Source organism: Amycolatopsis sp. NPDC039088, from assembly GCF_055598845.1.
Genome location: NZ_JBVKAE010000001.1, coordinates 281,621 through 302,071, shown reverse-complemented (window position 1 = coordinate 302,071; position 20,451 = coordinate 281,621). Strand labels below are relative to the sequence as shown.

General features: G+C 68.0%; 14 protein-coding genes. 7 read left to right on the top strand and 7 right to left on the bottom strand.

The features are described 5' to 3' along the window. The first annotated feature begins 81 nt into the window (after positions 1–81). Entirely contained in the window at positions 82–1,056 is a 975-nt protein-coding gene (locus ACZ7KI_RS01210) for a sporulation protein (RefSeq protein WP_470271242.1), read from the top strand. 51 nt (positions 1,057–1,107) lie between these two features. On the opposite strand, the gene ACZ7KI_RS01205 is transcribed toward ACZ7KI_RS01210, so the two are convergent. Both ACZ7KI_RS01205 and ACZ7KI_RS01200 read right to left on the bottom strand, forming a co-directional pair. Beyond that, a complete protein-coding gene (locus ACZ7KI_RS01205; RefSeq protein ID WP_470271241.1) occupies positions 1,108–2,358 on the bottom strand; it encodes a hypothetical protein in 1,251 nt (416 codons plus the stop codon). Further along, the gene (locus ACZ7KI_RS01200) at positions 2,355–2,906 is read right to left on the bottom strand and encodes an RNA polymerase sigma factor (protein WP_470271240.1); all 552 of its coding nucleotides are present in this window, start codon (positions 2,904–2,906) and stop codon (positions 2,355–2,357) included. Before ACZ7KI_RS01200 ends, ACZ7KI_RS01205 begins: the two co-directional genes overlap by 4 nt. Before the next feature lie 103 nt (positions 2,907–3,009). Here ACZ7KI_RS01200 and ACZ7KI_RS01195 point away from each other — a divergent pair, with 103 nt between their 5' ends. After that, positions 3,010–3,135 (top strand): hypothetical protein, encoded by a 126-nt coding sequence (locus ACZ7KI_RS01195; protein ID WP_470271239.1) that lies wholly within the window; start codon positions 3,010–3,012, stop codon positions 3,133–3,135. A gap of 69 nt (positions 3,136–3,204) precedes the next feature. Here ACZ7KI_RS01195 and ACZ7KI_RS01190 read toward each other — a convergent pair whose 3' ends face one another. The 4 genes from ACZ7KI_RS01190 to ACZ7KI_RS01175 form a co-directional block, all read right to left on the bottom strand. Continuing rightward, positions 3,205–4,410 carry an acyl-CoA dehydrogenase family protein gene (locus ACZ7KI_RS01190; RefSeq protein WP_470271238.1) on the bottom strand — a complete coding sequence of 402 codons (1,206 nt, stop codon included), beginning with the start codon at positions 4,408–4,410 and terminating at the stop codon, positions 3,205–3,207. A 202-nt stretch (positions 4,411–4,612) separates the two neighbouring features. Beyond that, on the bottom strand, positions 4,613–6,313 hold the full coding sequence (locus tag ACZ7KI_RS01185; protein WP_470271237.1) for an ABC transporter ATP-binding protein: 1,701 nt from the start codon (positions 6,311–6,313) through the stop codon (positions 4,613–4,615). Then, positions 6,310–8,064: an ABC transporter ATP-binding protein gene (locus tag ACZ7KI_RS01180; protein WP_470271436.1), complete on the bottom strand. Its 1,755-nt coding sequence runs from the start codon at positions 8,062–8,064 to the stop codon at positions 6,310–6,312. Before ACZ7KI_RS01180 ends, ACZ7KI_RS01185 begins: the two co-directional genes overlap by 4 nt. Next, entirely contained in the window at positions 8,064–8,963 is a 900-nt protein-coding gene (locus ACZ7KI_RS01175; protein ID WP_470271236.1) for an alpha/beta hydrolase, read from the bottom strand. The genes ACZ7KI_RS01180 and ACZ7KI_RS01175 overlap by 1 nt, the downstream gene beginning before the upstream one ends. Before the next feature lie 96 nt (positions 8,964–9,059). Here ACZ7KI_RS01175 and ACZ7KI_RS01170 point away from each other — a divergent pair, with 96 nt between their 5' ends. From ACZ7KI_RS01170 to fxsT, 5 genes are all read left to right on the top strand, one after another. After that, positions 9,060–10,094 (top strand): PucR family transcriptional regulator, encoded by a 1,035-nt coding sequence (locus ACZ7KI_RS01170; RefSeq protein WP_470271235.1) that lies wholly within the window; start codon positions 9,060–9,062, stop codon positions 10,092–10,094. 357 nt (positions 10,095–10,451) lie between these two features. Then, complete coding sequence (locus ACZ7KI_RS01165; protein WP_465502909.1) at positions 10,452–11,168, top strand: S1 family peptidase; 717 nt, start codon at positions 10,452–10,454, stop codon at positions 11,166–11,168. A gap of 225 nt (positions 11,169–11,393) precedes the next feature. Further along, positions 11,394–13,163, top strand: a complete 1,770-nt coding sequence (locus ACZ7KI_RS01160) for a VMAP-C domain-containing protein (RefSeq protein WP_470271234.1) — start codon at positions 11,394–11,396, stop codon at positions 13,161–13,163. 13 nt (positions 13,164–13,176) lie between these two features. Then, entirely contained in the window at positions 13,177–14,259 is a 1,083-nt protein-coding gene (locus ACZ7KI_RS01155; protein WP_470271233.1) for an AAA family ATPase, read from the top strand. 64 nt (positions 14,260–14,323) lie between these two features. After that, complete coding sequence (gene fxsT / locus ACZ7KI_RS01150) at positions 14,324–18,664, top strand: FxSxx-COOH system tetratricopeptide repeat protein (protein ID WP_470271232.1); 4,341 nt, start codon at positions 14,324–14,326, stop codon at positions 18,662–18,664. Position 18,665: 1 nt separating this feature from the next. On the opposite strand, the gene ACZ7KI_RS01145 is transcribed toward fxsT, so the two are convergent. After that, positions 18,666–20,444: an HEXXH motif domain-containing protein gene (locus ACZ7KI_RS01145; RefSeq protein WP_470271231.1), complete on the bottom strand. Its 1,779-nt coding sequence runs from the start codon at positions 20,442–20,444 to the stop codon at positions 18,666–18,668. Between the last annotated feature and the right edge of the window lie 7 nt (positions 20,445–20,451).

Here is a 20,451-nt window from a genome sequence, read left to right as displayed (position 1 = left end):
TTTTCCTGGCGTGCCGGTGCGGATCTCGGTAGTAGTCGAGTGTCGCTCTTGTTCCTGTATCCCCAGCGGAGGAAATCCCTGATGTTCAAACGGATGCTCAGCGCCTTCGGCGTCGGCGGCCCGTCCGTCGACACCGTGCTCGATTCACCACACGCCACCCCCGGCGAGGTGATCACCGGCCAGGTCCGCATCCAGGGCGGTTCGAGCGACGCGCAGATCGAGGAGATCCTCCTTTCGCTGGTCACCAGGGTCGAGGTCGAGCACGGCGACCACGAGCGCGCCGGGACCGCCGAGTTCCTGCGGGTCAGCGCCGGCCGCAAGGTGAAGGTCACGGCGGGACAGCTGACCACGGTGCCGTTCCAGATCGCGCTGCCGTGGGAGACGCCGATCAGCGCGGTCGGTGGACGCGAACTGCCGGGCGTGGTCGTCGGCGTGCGGACCGAACTCGTCATCGCCGGCGCGCCGGACAAGGGCGACCTCGACCCGGTGCTGGTCGGCCCGCTGGACTCGCAGGACCGCGTCCTGGAGGCCTTCGGTGAGCTGGGGTTCTCCTTCCGCAGCGCCGACGTCGAAGCCGGGCGGCTGCACGGCGTCCGGCAGGAACTCGGGTTCTTCCAGGAGATCGAGTTCTTCCCGCCGTCGCGCTACGCGGGCCGGGTCGGTCAGGTGGAGCTGACGTTCGTCGCGAGCCCGGACGACCTCGTGGTGATCCTGGAGGCCGACCGGCGCGGTGGCATGTTCCGCTCCGGCGGTGACTCCTTCGGCCGGTTCCACGTCTCGCACGAGGAGGCCCTGCGCACCGACTGGGCCGCGGCGATCGACGGCTGGCTGGCCAAGGTCGCCGAATCCGGTGGCGGGCACGCCATGTTCGGCGGGCACCAGGAGCACTACGGCCACGATTACGACCACCATGGCCAGCACGGTCACCACGGCAGGCGTGGGCCGGGGGTGGGCGGCATGGTCGCCGGTGCCGCGGCCGGTGTGGTCGGCGGGATGATCCTCGGCGAGGTCATGGAGGACGTCTTCGACGGCGGCGGCGAGGGTTTCGAAGGGTAGTCCGTGAAGGCCTCCTTCCCTACCTTCAGGGTAGGCAAGGAGGCCTTCACGCTACAGAGTCCCTTCGAACACGACGGCGCCGTTGGCATCACGCGCTTGGATGCGGACCTTCTGCGGGAACGGATACGGCACCTCCTTCGGAGCGAACACCGCGAGGGTCCCGTCGACCACGTCAGTCGTCACGGTCGGTCCGGCGCCGAAGTCACAGGTCGCTGTCACCGCCGTCGACGGCAGCAGCGTCCCGGCGAACGGCGTCCGGGCGTTGCCCCGGTCACCGCCGTCTTCCACACCGCCCAGGGGCTGCATAATGATCGCCCGGGGCTGCTCCGGCGGGAGCACGAGATGGTCTTGGTAGACACGCATTTTCAGCCGGCCGGGTCGCCGCGGGTCCGGAATCGTCGTGCACGCCAGACTCCGGTCGCCCAACCGGCCGAGGACGACCTGATAGCCGTCCTTGGCCAGCAGCGCGCCCGGCTGATAGCCCGCCACGTCGGAGACGGCGTCCATGGCGCCGGACAGACATTCGCCAAGCGCACGTCCCGCGGGGGAGGTCCGGTCAGCCGGGGCGGTCGGGCGATCGACGGCCGAAAGCAGCGGCGCCGGAGCCGGCGGCAGGATCGAAGTCGTCGCTCCGGCGGGCTCGTACACGGACAGTCGCGTCTTCGCGGGGTCGGTCCAGGTGAACGAGACGAACTGATGTGTCAGACGCGAAGCCTCCAGGACGTCCGCGCCGTCGGAATCACCGGCCGCGAACGCGAGACCCGCACCCGGCCAGGCCGGATCCAGCACCCCGCCGATCAGCCCGGTGGCGCTCTGCAGGAGCAGCCCGGTGCGGGTGCCCGGCGCGTACGTGGGGGCGGCGTCCGGGTCGGACAAGGTCACGGTGGTCAGCGTCGTCTCGCAGAACATCGGCTTCCCCGCCACCGTCGCGGCGACGACCGAAACGTCCAGCATGGCGTTCGTGAACTGGGGAACCCATTCTTCGCGCGGGGGCATCCGGTCCGTCTTGCCCGCGGCCCGCACCGCGGCCCAGCAGCGGTCGAGCGATGACGTCGCCAGCCCGACGTCCAGGTTGAGCCCGCCGGCAGCCGGCTCGGGACCGGGGGCCGCGCCCTGCTGACGAAGCAGCTGCGTCGCGGTGGCGACGCCGGACGCGACGAGAACCACCGCCGCCGCGGCGGCGTACCAGGCGCGTGCCGTCCGCCGTGGCTTCGTGATCCCTTCGCGGACGGCCGATCGCATCCGGGCGCGGACGTCGTCCGGCATCGCGTGGTGAGGCGGGTATACGGGTCCGTCGCTCATTTCTCCTCCAGCAACGTACGCAGCCGGGCTCGTCCCCGGGAAAGATGGGCGCGGACGGTGACCTCGGCGATGCCGAGCAACTCCGCGGCGTCAGCGATGCTCACCTCGGCGGCCAGGCAGAGTTCGACGACGTCGCGCTGCGATTTCGGCAGCGACCGGACGGCTTCGGCGACTTGCCCCAGCCGCCGCTGGCCGTCGATCTTCTCGGCCACCGAATCGGCGTGGTCGGATACGGCGGGCTGGGCCTGGATCTTCCCGAGCAGCCGCAGCCGGCGACGAGCACCGCGGTGCTCGTCACGGGCGGCATTGGCCGCGACCGTGTAAAGCCACGGCAGGGCGCTGTCCCTGATCAGGGTCACCTCGGCCCGCCGCCGCCAGGCGATGAGGAACGTCGTGGACGCCAGGTCCTCGGCGCTGCTCCACGAACCGGTCAGGCGATACGTGTAGTTCCACAGAGCCTCGGCGTGCCGCTCGAACAGCTCACTGAATGCCCCCTTGTCGCCGTCGGCCGCGCGGGCCCACAGTTCTCGGTCACCGGTCTGTTCCACCGGTACCCCCACCTTGATCGCAAAACTGCTCACGCCCTGGTTGTGGCCGGCACCGGCCGAACGTTGCGCGCAACCTTCGGGGGCGGAGGAGCCACATCAAGTCATGATCATGGAACAGGTCCGGACGACGGACAACGTGGCCTGCTGCCGGCCGCGATCGAGGCACTGGACGCTCGACGCGCCGACCCTCGGAAAGCAGGAGCTGTACCTGGTGCCGAACAAGGAGTGAAAGCCCGAGCCCACCCGTGAAACCTCCTGGACTCGGGCGGTGACCACTTCTGGTTCCCGATGTCGCGGCTCAGGTGTACCAGGTGGGTTCCGGGAGTTCGTGGAGTAGCGCGTAAGCACCGACCTCACGGCGTTTGTAGGCCACCGGGTCGTGCAGCGAATGCGTGCGCAGGTTCCGCCAGAACCGGTCGAGGCCGTATTTCGTCGCGCTCGCGCGGGCGCCGGTCAGCTCGAAGACCTTCGTGCCGATTTCGAGCCCGGTGTCGATCACGCGCTGTTTGGCGGCGGCGATGAGGACCGCGATCTCGCCGCGCGCTTCGGGGGTGAGTTCTTCGCGTGGCGCGTGCAGCACGGCAGAGATCGCCGACCCCGCCTTGTCCACCAGCGCTTCGGCGGCCCACAGTTTCGACTGGAGATCGCCGTAGCCGTCGAGGATGTACCACTCCTCGCCGGAAGACGTCTTGTTGTCGCCGCCGTACGGCCACGCGCGGGTGTGCCCGCGTGTGTACTCCAGCGCGGTTTCCAGTGCTCCCTGCGCGATGCCGAGGTAGAAGTTCGCGAACACCAGCTGGATCGCCGGGACGTTGAGCGTGTTGTAGGTCAGCGGGTGGAACTTCTTGTCGACGTAACCCGCCGCGCTCGCCCACGGGACGCGCACGCCGGTGATGGTCACGCTGCCCGACTCGGTGAGCCGCTGGCCGATGTTGTCCCAGTCGTCGTGGAAGACGATACCGTCCTGTTCGGACGGAACGATGGCGAAGATGTGGTCTTCGGTGCCCTCGAGAACACCTTCGAGCACGGTCAGATCGGAGACCTTCCCGCCGGTGGAGAACGACTTGTGTCCATTGTAGACGAGCTCGTCACCGTCTTCGGTGATCTTCAGGTCGGAATCGCGGGGGTTGACCGCGCCGCCGAAGAAGAAGTTGTTGCTCGTGTACAACTCTTCGACGGCGGCGACCTGCTCGTCGGTTGCCACCAGGCGGGCGGCCCAGGCCCAGAGGTAGTGATAGCCCAGCAACTGGCCGATCGAGCCGTCACCGCGGGCGACCTCGCGGGTCACGCGATAAGCGGTTTCCCAACTCTGCCCGCCACCGCCGTGTTCGACCGGGCCGAGCAGGGTCACCAGGCCGGAATCCTTGAGCAGCTGGACTTCCGCGTAGGGTGTTTCGTTCTTCCGGTCACGCTCGGCCGCGTCCACCGCGAGTTTCGCGGCGACGTCCTTCGCGATGGTCAGCCATTCGGTGGCGGACCGGATCCGGTTCTCGGTCGTGGTCATGCTCAGATTCCGTTCTGTGCGTGGGCGAACGGGAATTCCGGGCAGGGCGGAGTGCCCGGAATTCCCGGGTGATTCTCAAAGCGAGCGCGGAGACTGCCTCAGGCCGGACAGAGAGTGCCTTCCATGCGTCCGAGTAGAGCAGTGGCACTACGGGGTGTCAACGAACGTCCGCGCTCTGAGATCGTGGCCGCCCACGGTGTGGTCAAGCGAGTTGCAACTCCCAGAAATCGGCGTACCGGCCGCCCCGGCGCAGCAGTTCGTCGTGGTGGCCTTCCTCCACGATCCGGCCGCCGTCCAGGAAGACCACGTGGTCGGCGCGCTGGACGGTCCGCAGCCGGTGCGCCACCATGACCACGGTCCGGCCGGCCATCAGCCGTTCGATTCCCTCGTGAACGGCGGCCTCGTTCACCGGGTCCAGTGCGGAGGTCACCTCGTCGAGGAGCACGATCGGCGCGTCCTTCAGCAGTGCCCGCGCGATCGAGACCCGCTGGCGTTCCCCGCCGGACAGCAGCGCGCCGCCCTCGCCGACGTTCGCCGACCAGCCGCCGGGCAGCCGTTCGATCACCTCGTCCAGCCGCGCCGCCGTCGCCGCGGTCCGCACTTCGGCGTCGTCGGCGTCCGGGCGGCCGAGCCGGACGTTTTCCTCGATCGTGCCGTCGAAAAGGTAGACGTCCTGGAACACGATCGCGATCCGCGACATCAGGTCCTCGGTGCTGATCGCGCGGACGTCGACCCCGCCGACGCGGACCGCGCCCGAATCCACGTCGTAGAACCGCGCGAGCAGTTGCAGAACCGTGCTCTTCCCCGCGCCGGACGGACCGACGACGGCGAGCCGTTGTCCTTCGTGGACGGACAGCGTCAGGCCGTCGAGTACCGTGCGGTCGCCGTGGGCGAAGACGGCCGAGGAGAATTCCAGGTCGTGCCGTTCCGGCCGGACCGGGTCAAGCGGTTCCGGCAGCGGTTCGGTCCGCAGCACGTTGTCGAGCCTCGCCAGCACCGAACGCGCGCCGCGCAGCTTGCCGCCGATGTCGGTCAACGAGAGCAGCGGATCCGCGCAGCGCGCCGCCAGCACGAGGATCGTCAGCACCTCGGCCGTCCCGATCCGCCCGCCGAGTGCGAGGAAAGCGCCCAGTGCCAGGAGAACCGTGAACATCGCCTGCACCGTGAACGTCAGACCCACGACGCCGGGCAGCGCCGACAACGTGGATCGGCGGTTCGCCCGCTGGAGGTCCCGCAGCGAGTCGTCGAGCAGCTGGAACCGTTCCGCGGTCCGCCCGCCTGCCCGCAGCACCGGTTGCGCCTGCAGATACTCGATGACCCGTCCGGTGGCCGCGTGTCCGCGTTCGGCGCCTTCCTCGTCGGCGGCGGCCGTCGAGCGGCCGGTCCGGACCTGGATCACCGCCACGACCGGGACGGCGATCAGCGCGGCCAGCCCGAGCCGCCAGTCGAAGACGAGGATCACGAACACGATCGTCAGCGGGGTCGCGCAGGCGGCGATGAACGGTGCCAGCAGATGCGCGATCACGCTCATCGCCCGCAGGACGCCGGGTCCGGCGAGCACGGACACCTCGCCGACGCGGCCCGTGCTGTACCAGCCGATCGGCAGCCGGGCGAGATGGTCGCCGAGCCGGTGGTACATCCCGCGCAGCAACGTCGTCCCGACCCGGAAACCGGAGAGATCGCTGCGATAGCGCAGGATCGCGAACACCGCGACGGCCGCCCCGAACGCGAACAGCCACGGCGGTGCGTCGCCGGGAGTGCTCCCGAACAGCGTCCGCAGCAAGGGGACCAGTAAGGCGTAGGACAGGCCTTCGACGACCGCTGTCGTCGTCATCAGTGCCACGGTGCGCCGCACCGGCTGGGCGTACTCGGGCCCCAGAACACGCAGTAACATCCGGATCATCGGGGTTCCCCCTGGGTTTCGGCCGGGCGGCGGGCGTGCCAGAAGGCGGCGAATTTCCCGTTCCGTGCCAGCAGTTCCGCCGGCGCGCCGCGTTCGGCGATCGTGCCGTTCTCCAGCATCACGACGGTGTCGGCGTCGACGACGGTTTCGAGGCGGTGGGCGATGACCAGGATCGTCCGATCGCCCCGCGACTCCGTCAGTGCCCGGCGCACCGCGAGTTCGGTCCGCGGATCGGCGAACGCGGTGGCTTCGTCGAGCACCAGTACCGGCGTGTCGGCGAGCAGCGCGCGGGCCAGCGAGATCCGCTGGGCCTCACCACCCGACAGTCCGGTCTCCTCCTGCAGCACCGTTTCGTAGCCGCGCGGCAGTTCGAGGATCCGGTCGTGGATGTTCGCCTGGCGGGCGGCGCGGACGACGTCGTCGAGGTCGGCGTGCGGGACGGCCAGCGCGATGTTGTCCGCGACCGACGCGCGCAGCAGGCGGACGTCCTGGAACACGAAGGAGACCTTGCGGTACAGCTCCCGGCTGTCGATCTCGCGTAGGTCGACCCCGCCCAGCAGGACCGAACCCTGTGCGGGGTCGAAGAAGCGCGGCAGCAAAGCGACCAAAGTGGACTTCCCGCTGCCCGACGGCCCGACGAGGGCGGTGACCGTCCCCGGTTCGAGTGTCAGATCGATTCCGCGCAGGACCTCGTGGCCTGCTTCGTAGCCGAACCGGACGTCACGCAGTTCCACACGATGTCCCTGTGGCGTGCCAGGGTTCGACGGCTCCGGCAGGGGCGGAACCCCGAGTACGTCCCGGATCCGCCCGACCGCGCGCCGCGCGGCCTGCAGTTCGTCGAAACCGTGGCCGAGTGCCGCCACCGGCGCGGTCAGCCCGAGCCCGAGTACCAGGAACGGCAGGAGATCGGCCGGGGGCAAACCGCCGCCGGTGATCAGGACCGTGCCCCCGATCAGCACGACCAGCAGGACGAAGGGTGGCGACAACGCCAGCTGCATCCCGGCCGCCGGTCCGGCCATACCGCGCACCCAGCGGGTGAAGATGGCGACGAACTCGTCCGCGGCGGTGCGGAATCTGCGGTGGGCGCGCCCGGCGCCGCCGAACGCCTTGACCACCGCGATGCCCTGCACGAATTCGACGACCGAACTCGAGATCCCCGCCATCCCGCGGTCGAACTCCTCCTGCTCGCGCAGCCGGGAGGGTGTCATCATCAGCGGGACCAGTGCCACCGCCAGCAGTACCGGGATCAGCGTGATCAGGGTGAGTCGCCAGTCGATGGTGAGCAGGTAGACCAGCGACACCAGCGGAACGACGAAGGCGGAGACCAGTTCGCCGGGGGTGTGCGCGATGAACGGGTGCACCGCGCCGACGTCCTCGCCGACGACCTTGGCCAGTTCACCGGTCCGGCGGCCGGAGAACCAGCCGATCGGCACGCGCCCCAGCCGCTGCGCCAGCAGACGGCGGAAGGTGAGCTGGACCCGGCCGTCGAGCAGATGCCCGATCCCGGACGACGCCGCGGTGAACAGCAGCCGGACGAACAAGCCGCCCGCGCCCACGAACACCGCGGTCCAGACGCGGCCTTCGTCGACCGGGCCGGGCGCGAGCAGCTCCCGCCCCAGTTCGACGACCGCCAGCAGCGGCGCCAACCCCGCGAGGGCGCCGATGACCTGAAGGACCACGAGAGCGGCGAAACTCCCGGCATAAGGGCGCAGCAACCGGGCCAGGGTGGGCGCCCGTACGGCGGTCGTCATCACTCGGCCAGGGCGCGGCGCAGGGCTTCGCCCAGTTCCGTGAGCTGACGGCGCGACACGTCGGCGGACAGGATCGCCTGCGACCCGTGGAAGGTGCCGGACCACTGGTGCAGTTCGACCGACACCCCCGACCGCAGCAGCCGGACCGCGTAGTCGATGTCCTCGTCGCGGTTGGGGCAGAACTCGGCGGTGGCCACATAGGCGGGCGGCAGGCCGGACAGATCGGTGGCCCGCGCCGGGGCGGCGTACGGCGAAGAGGCGGGCTGCCCGGCCAGGTAGTGGCGCCACATCGCGGACACCTTTTCGCGGTTCATCCAAGGCGTGTCGGTGAAGGAACGCGCGGACCAGCTCTCCTGCCGGTCGTCGAGGCCGGGCTGGTTGAGCAGCTGGAAGCGGATGGCCGGGCCCTGTTCGTCGCGGGCCCGCAACGCCGCCGCCGCGGCGAGGCCACCGCCGGCACTGTGCCCGCCGACCGCGATCCGGTCCGGGGAGACGCCCAGTTCCGCGGCGTTTTCGGCCGCCCAGTTCAGCACGGCGTAGACGTCGTCGAGCGCGGCAGGGAACGGATTCTCGGGGGCGAGGCGGTAGTCCACCGAGATCACCACGGCGCCGGAGCTTTCGGCGAGGCGGGCCGCCCACGGGTGTTCGGTCTCCAGATCGCCCATGACCCAGCCGCCGCCGTGCAGCCAGACGATGGCGCCCTGTGCCTCGTACGGGCGATAGACGCGGATCGCGACGTCCGGGTCGCCGGGCACCGTCCGGTCCTCGACGGTCATCGAGGAGGTGTCCGGTTTCGGCACCGACGTGGCGAGTTCGGCGAAGTTCCGGCGTGCGGTGATCGGGTCGTCGAGCGTGGCCGGGGGGAACAGGGCGATGAAGGCTTCCAATTCGGGATCCATGACGATGATCCTTCCGGTTCCCTGTCCGGACGTCGGCCGCCAACCGTCGCGCGTAATCGCGACCTCGCGCGACGATCGCCGCGTACGCTCGCCCTCATGGAGGCACTGGCGGCGCGGTTGTCGCATCTGGATTCCGACGTCGAAGGCGTGATCCGGGTCGTGATGTTCTACGACACCCTGATGCGACGGCGGGTCGACCTTCCCGCGCTCGCCCGCGCCACGGCGGGCCTCGCGGAATGCGTCGCGGGCATCCGCCTCCACAGCACGGGACGCACCATCCGCATGGGGCCCGACGGCAGGGAAGCCGCCGCCCCGGCCGCGCCCGAATCCACCACGGTGGCGATCACCCTCGACGACGAGGAGATCGGCACCGTGTGGCTGGAACGCGGGAGAGCGCCCGGCGCACTCGACGACGCGGTGCTGGAGCGGCTCGCGATCGCCGTGGCGACCGTCGTCGAACGCTACGGTCCGGCCCGCACCACCATGGCCGATCCCGCACTCGTGGAACTCGTGATCAGCGCCACCAGCGACGACGCCGCCAGGAGCCGGGCCTTGCGACTGCTGGGCTTTCCCGCCGACGCGCCGATACGGGTGGTCGCCGTCCGGTCGAGCGTCCCGCTCGAAAAGATCGGCGCCCTGATCTGCCGAGGGCGTCCGGTCAAGGCGGCGCCGCTCACGGACGTGGGCGTCATCCTGGCGGCCACTGTGGACGCGGCCCGGTTGCCGGAAGGCGTTCGCGCGGGCATCGGAGCCGCCGGATGCCCGCATCGGTCCTGGCAGGACGCCAGGACCGCGCTTCGCTTCACGACCGATCGCCGTCCGGTGATCCACTACGAAGACCTCGGCGCGCTGGCCTTGCTCGCGCGGATCCCCGAAGCGGACACGCGGGCCAACGCCGACGTCATCGCGATCGCGGACCTGTCGGCGGATCCGGAGGACCTGCGGACCCTGGACGCCTACTGCGCCACGGGTTCCGTGCGCCAGGCCGCCGACTCGCTCCACCTGCACCACAGCAGCGTCGCGCGACGGCTCACGCAGATCGGGAAGAACCTGGGCATCGAACTGAACGAGCCCAGCGGCCTGACGCGGGCCCGGCTCGCGCTCACCGCCTGGCGGCTTCTCGACGACTGAGGACGCGGGTGGTCGTGAGTGGCGATTCGTGTTCTGTTTATAACCTGAATCGTCACTCGCGACCCGCGGCACCTCAACGGCGGTCTCACGTGACTGACCGGACGACACGTGTGATCCGGCAGGCGACACGCGTGACTGGATGGAGAACATACGCACAGCCAGGTTCGACCCGCTGGACCCACACACTACCTAATGATCTTCGCCAGGTACTCAAAAATCGCCGCCGTCCGTCATGGAAATAAATAGGTAGTCGACGCGAACTTTCGTCGGTTACCGGATTCCCTTGGCACGACACAGAATCAGCGCGTTGGTCCCCACGGACGCGGCCGGGACCCGGCCGCAGAAATGAGTCGGAACATGCGACTGCGTTCCCTTGTCCTGCTGGCAGGCACCGCCTTCATGGCGTTGCTCGGCACGACCGCCCCCGCCGCGACCGCCGCCGAGCCTTCCGGCGCGCAGCCGATGATCATCGGTGGCCAGTACGCGCAGAGCGCTCCCTGGGCGGCCCGGCTGTTCGTCAACGGTCAGCAGAACTGCACCGCGACGATCATCGCGCCGCAGTACATCCTCACCGCGAAGCACTGTGTCGCGAGCAGTGGCAGCTACACCTTCCGGATCGGCAGCCTCGACCAGCAGAGCGGCGGCACCATGGCCACCGCGGCGAGCATCACCCGGCACTCGGGCGCGGACCTCGCCATCGTCCGGCTCACCAGTTCGGTCAACGCCACCTACGCGCCGCTCGGCACCACGAGCAACGTCGCGGTCGGCCAGAACGTCCAGGTCTACGGCTGGGGCGCGACCAGCCAGTGCGGTTCGGAGATCAACTGCCAGTCCCGCTACCTGAAGGTCGCCACCGTCCGGGTCAACTCGGTCAGCTGCAGTGACTACAACGGCGGCGTCGCGGTGTGCGCGAACTGGGTCGACGGCATCACCGCCGGCGGTGACTCGGGCGGCCCGATGTTCTCCGGCGGCCGTCAGGTCGGTGTCGCCTCGACCAGCGATCGGTCGAACAACACCGCCTACACCAACATCACCCGGTACCGCAGCTGGATCCAGCAGGTCGCCGGCGTCTGACCCCCGGTGAAAGCGGAGCCCTCCCCGGCGCGGTCGGGGAGGGCTCCGTGACGTGGTGGGGAAATCACCAGCACGGAAAAGGGTGAAGTCATTTGTCATTTGATACTCAACTCCGGGCGATCGGCGCGATAATGTGGCGATCGGCGCCGGTGGGTCGGCGCCTTGGACCTTGGGAGGGGGCCAGTGGGGCAATCGACGCAGGCTCTCGACCGCACGATCGTCGTGGTGGACGTCGTGGGCTTCACCTCCCCGGATCGGAACCCGCTCGACAGGCTGGCCGTGCGCGAAGGCATGTACGAGGTGCTCAAGATCGCGTTCGGGGAGAGTGGCGTCGACTTCGATTCCTGCGTAGCGGAGGATCGTGGTGACGGCGCGCTGATCCTGTTACCACCTGGCACGACCAAAAGCCTGGTCGTCGACCGATTACCGGGCCGTATGTCGGTCGCCCTCGTCCGGCACAACCACACGCGGACCCCTCAGGCGCAGATCAGGCTCCGGGTAAGTCTCAACTCCGGTGAAGTGCTGAACGACGGGAACGGATGGGTCGGCGAGGCGGTCGACACCGCTTTCCGCATCCTGGACGCCCAGCTGGCGAAGGACGCGTTCGCGAAATCCGGGGGTATGGTCGCCTTCATCTCTTCCCAGCGCTTCTTCGACGACGTCATCGCGTCGGATCCGGGCCTGCTGCCCGAGTTGTACCGGCCGATACCGGTTTCGGTGAAGACCTTCACCGGAACGGCTTATTTACGACTACACGGCGAACTCGCCGCGCCGGTTCCGAAACCGCGCGTATTCGAACCCGAGCCTCCCGTCGATAGGTTTCCCGTCGGCCTGAACAGCGACGTTCTCGAGTTGATTCCGCGCAAGGATCTGGTGGAGCTACGCGACCGATTGACCCAAATGGATGTCCCCCATTTGGCGGTCATGATGAGCCGCGCGCTCGGCCCCGCTATTCCGGTGCCCCGGTTGGACGGCGTCACCGACGCGTGGAGCGCGTTCCATCTGCTCACCGACTTCAACGCCGGACCGGACGGAATCCCGCCATCCGTAACGTTTTTGAGACTGCTGGCCGAAAGCGTCGGCGGTGAGGTGGGGGCGATGCTCCTCCGCTGGATCGAGGGGCAGGCACGTTCGCTGCGCATCGTGCCCGCACTCGGTCATCAACGGCAGAGCAGGCCTCCGATTCCGGAAAACCCCCATCTTCATTTGATGATCATGCTGGAACCGGTTTCCGCGGACCCGACGCGATGCACGCTCGCATTCTGGCGCCAGGATGACCCGGAGGTGTGGCCTCCTGCGCTTGCGGGAGTCAGGGAAATAGCGATAGACAGGGTCGAGTTCGAGGTCGATGACGTCATCCTGGAGACTGAAGGAGTCTGGTCCGGTCAGAGCGTGTCCGCGTCGGTGGAATTCCTGTTGCCGCGCACCTTGATCACTTTGCCGGTACAGCGATGGTCCAAGGAACACGGGACCGGCACGCCGCAGCCGCTGCGGTACGGGTATCGGCTGGGAATAAGATCACTGGAGAGGATGCGGGCGAAGCATTGGCATCGCGAGTGGCGCGTTCGCTGGGACTCGATGAGGAAAGACCCCTCACCCGACCGGCTGCTCTACTCCGGATGCTCGGAGTTCGAGGATCACCCGATCGATGCGATACTGAGCGACGAACACTGGGTCGGGGTGGTGCTGGCGAAAACGCCATCGCCTCAAGTGGAACCGGATGCCGCGCCGGACGAGTTGACGAGCGCGCTCCGCAGTGGCCTGCCGGTGATCCTGTGGCATCCGGACGCCGAGCCGGAGAGTCTGCGCGAGCTGTTGGACTGGGTATTGGCCACCGAGCACGGTTTGAGAGAACTGCCGCACCGGCGCAAACTCGCGAATTCGGGAGCGGCCGTACCGGTCAAGAAATCTTTGGCCCACGATTTGGTGGTAATGTGGGACGATCCGGAACGCGTAATTGTTCTCGACCAACCGTTGATCCCGACGCGACCGTAGGGGGATACCGCGGATGAGCGTGAACGAGCACGACGCGACCGTGAACGGCCGGACGTCGTCACCGGAAGCACCCGATTGGTGGATCTATCGGGGTACCGGCAGGCCGATCCACGACATCGATCTCGCGCAGATCCTTCCGCCGCCACCACCCTGGCGTTCCTATCGCGGGGATCCGCCACCTGAGCACGACGTGCCCCCGCCGGACGACGGCGAGGCGGAGCGCAGGCTCGGCGCCGCGTTCACCCTTTCCGAGCAGGACGTGGACGCCGGCGAACTCAACATGGTCAACGCCGCGCTGTTTCTGCGGCGTCCGCTGCTCGTCACCGGGAATCCGGGCACCGGCAAGTCGAGCCTCGCCTACCGGATCGCCAGGGAACTCGGCCTCGGCCGGGTGCTGCGCTGGGCGATCACCAGTCATACCGCGCTGAGTTCCGGGCTGTACGGCTACGACGCGATCGGTCGTGTTCAGGCGGCGGCGACCGAACAGGCGCAAACCGGTGAAGAAGCGGAAGAACCACCGATCGGGGATTTCGTCCGGCTCGGCCCGCTGGGCACCGCTTTCCTGCCAAGCAGGCTGCCGCGCGTGCTGTTGATCGACGAGCTCGACAAATCCGAAGCCGATCTGCCCAACGACCTGCTGTCGATCTTCGAGGACGGCGAGTTCACCATCGAGGAACTGGCGAGGGCCCGCAATCGCCATCCCGAGGTCACCGTGCACACCGCGGACCCGCAGCGCACCGCCCTCGTCCGCGACGGCCGGATCGCCTGCCGGGCGTTCCCGATCGTCATCATGACCAGTAACGGTGAGCGGGAGTTCCCGCCCGCCTTCCTGCGCCGCTGCCTGCAATTGCGGATCGAGAATCCAGATCACGACCAGCTCGCGGCGATCGTTGCCAGTCACCTGGTCGGCGAGGACGGCGAACACCGGGACAATCTCATCCGCGAATTCGCCGAACGGAGCAAGGCCGAAGGCGGACTGCCCACCGACCGGTTGCTCGATGCCGTGTACCTGGCCACTTCTGGCGCGTACCAGCCGGATCAGGAGGCATGGCCGCGGCTGGTGGACGCCCTCTGGCAAAGACTGACGGTGCGGTGACATGGGTAGGCCGGGCGGTGTATCCGACTCGAGCTCCGTCCCGGTGGCGGGGCGGCGGCCCTCCTTGCCCAAGGGGGGCAAGCGGTTCGAGTTCGAGGACCTGAGCTGGACCGATGTCGCGGACATCGTGTGGCTGGCCGCGGCCATCGAGCCGAGGCGCACCGGCGGCGAGCCCGATACCACCGAGCAGCCGGAGCCGGCGTCCGGCGACAAGCGAATTCGCAACGCGCCCTCGGAACGCGGGGAAGTCGCCCCGCTCCCCGAACCGGGACAGTCCGTGGTTCCGGAATCTTCATCGTCGGGCGGGGGCGACGGCCGCGTCGTCGAGCTGGAGGCGGTCCCCGCCGAGCTGCCCGAACCCGCGCTGGACGGCACGGGACCCGGCGGAGTGGTACTCCTCGAATCGCTGGAGTACTTCCGCGCGCTGAGAACGTTGAAACGGGAGATGCCTTCGCGGCGACATAACAACGTGGTCCTGGACGAAGTGGCGACCGCAGTCCAGGCCGCGGAGACTGGTCGGTGGTGGCCAGTCACCCGATCGAAGAAAGAGCGCTGGCTGGACCTGACGCTCGTCCTCGACAACGGTCCATCGATGGCCTTGTGGCGGCCACGGGTGTCCGCCTTTGTCGAATTGCTCCGGCAAGTGGGTGCTTTCCGCAGTATTCAGGTCCGTCTGTTGGAAACCGCGAAAGACGACGGCCAGGGGGAGCTCGTTCTCCGTGGCGGCACGCCTGGCGCCCCTGCCCGCGACCCGAACGAGATCCTGGATTCGTCGGGACGGCGCGCGGTATTGCTGCTGACCGACGGTGTCGGGGACGCGTGGCAGAAGAAGGACGCGCTGTACCCGATGCTGGCGCGCTGGGGCCGTACGATGCCGGTGAGTATCGTGCATCTGCTGCCGCAATGGCTGTGGGGGCGCTGCGGCATGAGCCCGCACAAGGCACGGTTGAGGGTCCGGGACACGTTGGCACCCAACGGACGCTGGGTTTGCGACCTGGCGGACGCCTGGCTTGAGCCTGGATCGAAAGTACCCCAAGACGCCGTACCGGTGCCGGTGCTCGAAATGCGGCCGCGGTCGCTGGAGTGGTGGGCCGGATTGATGACCGGCGAAAACACTGCCGCCGTCGAAGGCACGGTCGTACTCACCGCGGAACAGTTTTCCCGGGTTGATTCCGTTGACCGGTCGGTAACCTTGTCACCCGCCGAAAGAGTGCATAGATTTCGCAGTGTTGCGTCGCCGCCGGCGCTACGCTTGGCACAGTTGCTCGCGGCGGTACCGGTCCGTCTCGACGTGGCGAAGCTGGTGGGACAACGGTTCGTGCCGGAAGCAGGACTCGAGCACCTCCTGGAACTTCTCCTTTCAGGCATCCTGTACGCTCCCGGCCTTAGGGAAGGCAAGACCACTTGGGACACTGGTGGGCTATTCGCATTTCCCGAGGCGGTCCGGGAAATGTTGCTCAGTGGCGCGCGAAGGTCGGAAACGGCCAGTGTCGTTCGGGTGGCGGCCACTCACCTAGGTCGAAGGATTCCGCTGCTCGGTCACCTCCGAGACGCTATTGCCGACCCGAACAACACGCCGGATCCAGTGCTCACCCATGAGTCCTCGTCTGACGTCGAACTGGAGAGCGTTCTCATGCGCGCGCTGTCCGGGCCGTACCTGTCTCGCGCGGACCGGTTGCGGAACGTCGTTCAAGGGCGGAGCCCTGTTCTGGACACCTTCGAACCGAGACTGAATAAGACATCCAAGACTGTGAGCCCCAAGATGCCTGAGACGGCCGAACGTCCACCTGCCTCGACTGCCGCGATGCAGGGGCGCTCGTCCTATCTCGGTGACCCCGAAGTGAATGAGCCGACGACCAGGATCACCCACCCCGCCGCGTCCGAGTCGTCCCGGAACTTCCCCACCCGCCAACCCGACGACCCGCCACTGGTATTCGGGAACGTCCCGCCGCGTAACCCGAACTTCACCGGTCGCGACGAACTCCTCGACCAGCTCACCAAACGGTTGAGCAGCGGCACCACCGCCGTGCTCCCTTCGGCGCTGCACGGTCTCGGTGGTATCGGCAAGACCCAGATGGCCACCGAGTACATCTACCGGCACCTCCAGGATTACGACCTGGTCTGGTGGATCGATGCCGCGCACACCACCCAGATCCGAGCGGGCCTTACCGAACTCGCCGGGATTCTCGGCCTCCAGGGCGCGGCCGAGACCAATGTCGCGGTACCGGCGGTGATCGAGGCACTGCGGACCGGACGGCCGTTCCGCCGCTGGCTTCTCGTCTTCGATGCGGCGGAGAGCCCGGAGACCGTGCTGCCGTTCTTCCCCCGCAACGGACCCGGCGAAATTCTGATCACCTCACGGAACTCCGACTGGGCAGGCATCGCGCGCCCGTTGGAGCTGGCGGTGTTCAAGCGTGAGGAAAGTGTCGAACTGCTCGGTCGCCGCGGTCCGGAGATCGACCCGGACGACGCCGACGAACTCGCGGAGAAGCTGGGCGATCTGCCACTGGCTGTCGAGCAGGCGGCGGCCTGGCGTGCGGTGACCGGAATGCCGGTGCAGGAGTACCTGCGCTTGTTCGACGAGTCGGTCGAGGAGATCCTCGATACCGCGTCGGCGCCTGACAACGAGGTTTCCGTCGCCGCGGCGTGGAATGTTTCGTTCGAGGAGCTCAAGACCCGAAACCCGGCGGCTCATCAAATCCTGCACATCTGCGCCTTCTTCTCCCCGGAGCCGATTTCGCGTGATCTGCTCACCGGAGTCAGCCGGGTGTCGATTTCCCCGGAACTCGACGCCGCGCTGCGCGACCCGATCAAGCTGGCTCGCGCCATCCGTGACATCAACCGATACGGCCTCGCGAAGATCGACCACGGCAACAACACCCTTCAGCTGCACCGGTTGGTACAGCTTGTCCTGCGCAACCGGGTCATGGCCCGGCAGGTGCACGCGCGGATGCAGCACGGTGCCCACCAGCTGCTCGCCGCGCTGGACCCGAACGACCCCGATTCCAGCAGGCATTGGTCGCGCTACCGTGAACTGCTGCCGCACGCCTACGCGGCGAATGTACTGAACTGTGACGACGACTGGCCGCGTCAGCTCCACATCAACCTGATGCGCTATCTGTTCGAGTACGGCGACCACGAAGAAGCGGCCCGGCTCGGCCTCGAAGCGCGGAAGAAGCTCACCGACACCCTCGGTCCCACACATCCGCAGACCCTCGAAGTCTCATCGAGGCTGGGGCTCTACCTGTGGGCGATCGGCCGGTACGCCGAAGCCGCGGAGCTCAATCAGCGTACGCTCGCGTTGCGCCTTCAGGTGTCCGGTGAAGAGGACGAGGCGACCTTCGCTCTTCAGCTGAACATCACGATCGATCTCCGGGCACAGGGCGACTTCGCCGCGGCGACCAAACTGAGCGAAGAGATCTATCACAAGGCCAAGCGTATGTTCGGTGAAGACGACCCGGAGACGCTGAAAGCCGCGTACCAGCACGCGATCAGCCTCCGGCTGACCGGCGCCTACCGGGCGGCGGCGGAATTGGACCAGGACACCCTCAATCGGCGGATCGAGGTCCTCGGCCGTGACCACGTCCGCACTTTCGGCGTCAACAGTTCGCTGATCGTGGACCTGCGCGAGGCGGGGGAGTACGGCAAGGCCCGGGTCCAGCAGGAGCGGCTCACGGAGAACTTCTACGCCCGCTTCGGTGCGGACCAGCTGGACGCGACGGCCAACTCGTTCCTGCTTTCGGTGGCGAGGCGTAAGGACGGCGACCATCCAGGCGCGCTCAGTCTGTCCACCGAAGCACTCAAGCGATTCCGGTTCGCCTACGGTGACGACCATTCCGTCACGATGGCTTGCGCTCTCGCTCACTCGATCGATCTCCGTCACTCGGGCGATCTGGCGGCTGCCAGGAAACTAGGTGAGGAAACGTTCGAGCGGTACCGGAGTGGTCTCGGTGAACACCATCCGCACACCCTCGCCGCCAATGCCGACCTCGCGGTGACGTTGCGGCTCATGGGTGACCCCGCGGCCGCCCGCGTGCTCGACGAGCGTGCTCTCGAGCACTTCCGCGCCACCATCGGCCCGGATCATCCCTATGCCATCATCGTCACGACCAACCTGGCGAGCGATCTGTCTGCGTTGGGTGAGCTCGAGAGGGCGGTCGAATTGGGGCGGGACGCGGTCGAACGTGGCAAGCAGGTACTGGGGGAGGAACACCCCACGGTACTGGCGGCATCCTTCAACCTCGGCCTGGACCTGACCGCTCTCGGCTTGCACGACGAGGCCGCGCCGTTACGCGATCCGATCCTGGTGAAGTATCGCCGGGTTCTCGGCGAGGCCCATCCAGGAACACAGGCGGCGGGCCACGGTACGCGCGGCGACTGTGACATCGACCCGATGTTGATGTAGCTCAGTCCGGGACGAGTTGCCCGATCCACGAGGCGAGCTGTTCCACGGTCGGCGGCCGGGGAACAGCTCGCAAGGACCGGTGCACCGCGCGGACGAGTTCAGGGCAGTTCAGCAGGGCACGGGCGGCCGGATGGGGGCCTCGCGCGGACAGGGCGAGGCCCAGCCCGACCAGAGAGGGCGGCCGGTCCGGGTCAGTGGCGAGTTCCTTTCGGTAGCCCTTGATGGCGTCGAGGAACTCGCCTGCGGCGTAAGCGAAATCCGCGGTGGTAGCTCCGGGCACCGCGGGCGGAGATGCGTCCGGGGACAGGGGTGTATCGCTGACGGAGAGCCGGATCAGGTCTGTCCGGGCGTGGGACCAGCTTCCGTCCGGTACCGGCGTCGGGGGGAGGTCGATCGCCTCGATGGTGACCGGCGGTCTTGGCCGCCCGCTCGACCAAGCCGCAGCCAGGCCGGCGACCACGTACGGATCCGGACGCAGGTGACGAGCGCGCCAGCCCGCGAGATGATCCCGGCCTGCCGCCGCGGCCAGTTCGCTCGCCTCCATCGGAACGGGCTCGTCCTGCCAGGGGCCGAGGCGTTCGGCGACGCTGTCGAGGAACCGGCGCCCGGCGTCGGTCAGCGTCGCGTCCGCGCGCAGGGCCCGCAGTGTGCGCCACGTCTGCTCGCGCCAGTACGCGAACTCGAAGCCGGAGCGCCGGGGGCTCTGACCGGCCTTGGCCAGCGCACGCCAGAAGGCCGTGACGCCGAAGAAGGCATAGACCCCTTGCAGGGCACCGCTCAGAGGTCTCGGGTCGTCGCGCCAAGCCACGTAGATCCGTTCCCGGGGATCGGGTTCGTACAGCTCGACGAGGTGCAGCAGGCCGCCGAGCACGATGTGCTGGAACTCGTGGATCAGACTCTCGGCGAGGGACGCACCGTCGGCGGGAAGACCGACCACCGCACTGCCGAACGCTTCCCCGGTCGACGCGCTCGGGTTCCGGAAGAGCACCCGGGGTTTCGGCACCAATGAGGCCAAACCCACCGGCATGATGCGGGCAAGGCCGGGAAGATGGACGGCGATCAGACGACACGCTTCGTCGATCAGCCGTTGCCAGTCCGCCAAATCCTTGCCCGGCAGCCGTTCCGGCGGGACCGGCTCGTAGAGTCCGCGATAGGGATCGAGGTCGTCGAGACGTAGCGAGAATCGATGGGCGCCGACCTGGCTCCGCACCCGCCGGATTCCCCACCAGCCAGGGCCGTCGGAGTCGGGCGTGCTCGGCAGGCGGACCGTCGTCTCGGCGTTCGACACGAAGTACCGGCCGTTCGCGCCTCGCACGACGGCGGAAGAAAAAGGTACGGCACCGGGAAATCTGGCCATCCCCAGTGAAGGGAGCATGGCGTTGCCGTGCCACGCCGGGATGGCGGTCTCGAAGTCCAGTTCCGCCCGGATCGCCGCGGCCGCCGCGATCGCATGAGCGTGCCCCAGGTGCATCCACAGTGGACCGACTCCGTCGATTCCGTTGCGCAATAATCGGGTCGTATAGCCCGCCCAGCTCCCGGTGTAGGGATTGGTGAGTATCCGGTTGACCGCCCGGGGTGCTCTTGCTTCGGCACGTGCGAGGAGTTCCCAGGCGAAATCCAGTGACGGCAGGGGGCCCGAATGCTCCGGGAGCTTGGTGGCCTCGGTCAGCAACGCGTGGATCAACAGTTTGCGTCGGCTCCGCTCGGCACGTCGTAGACGGCGAGCCATGTCCTCTTCGCCGTCAAGGCGTGCGAGTGCGTCGAAGTCCCGCCACGACAAGCGGTGG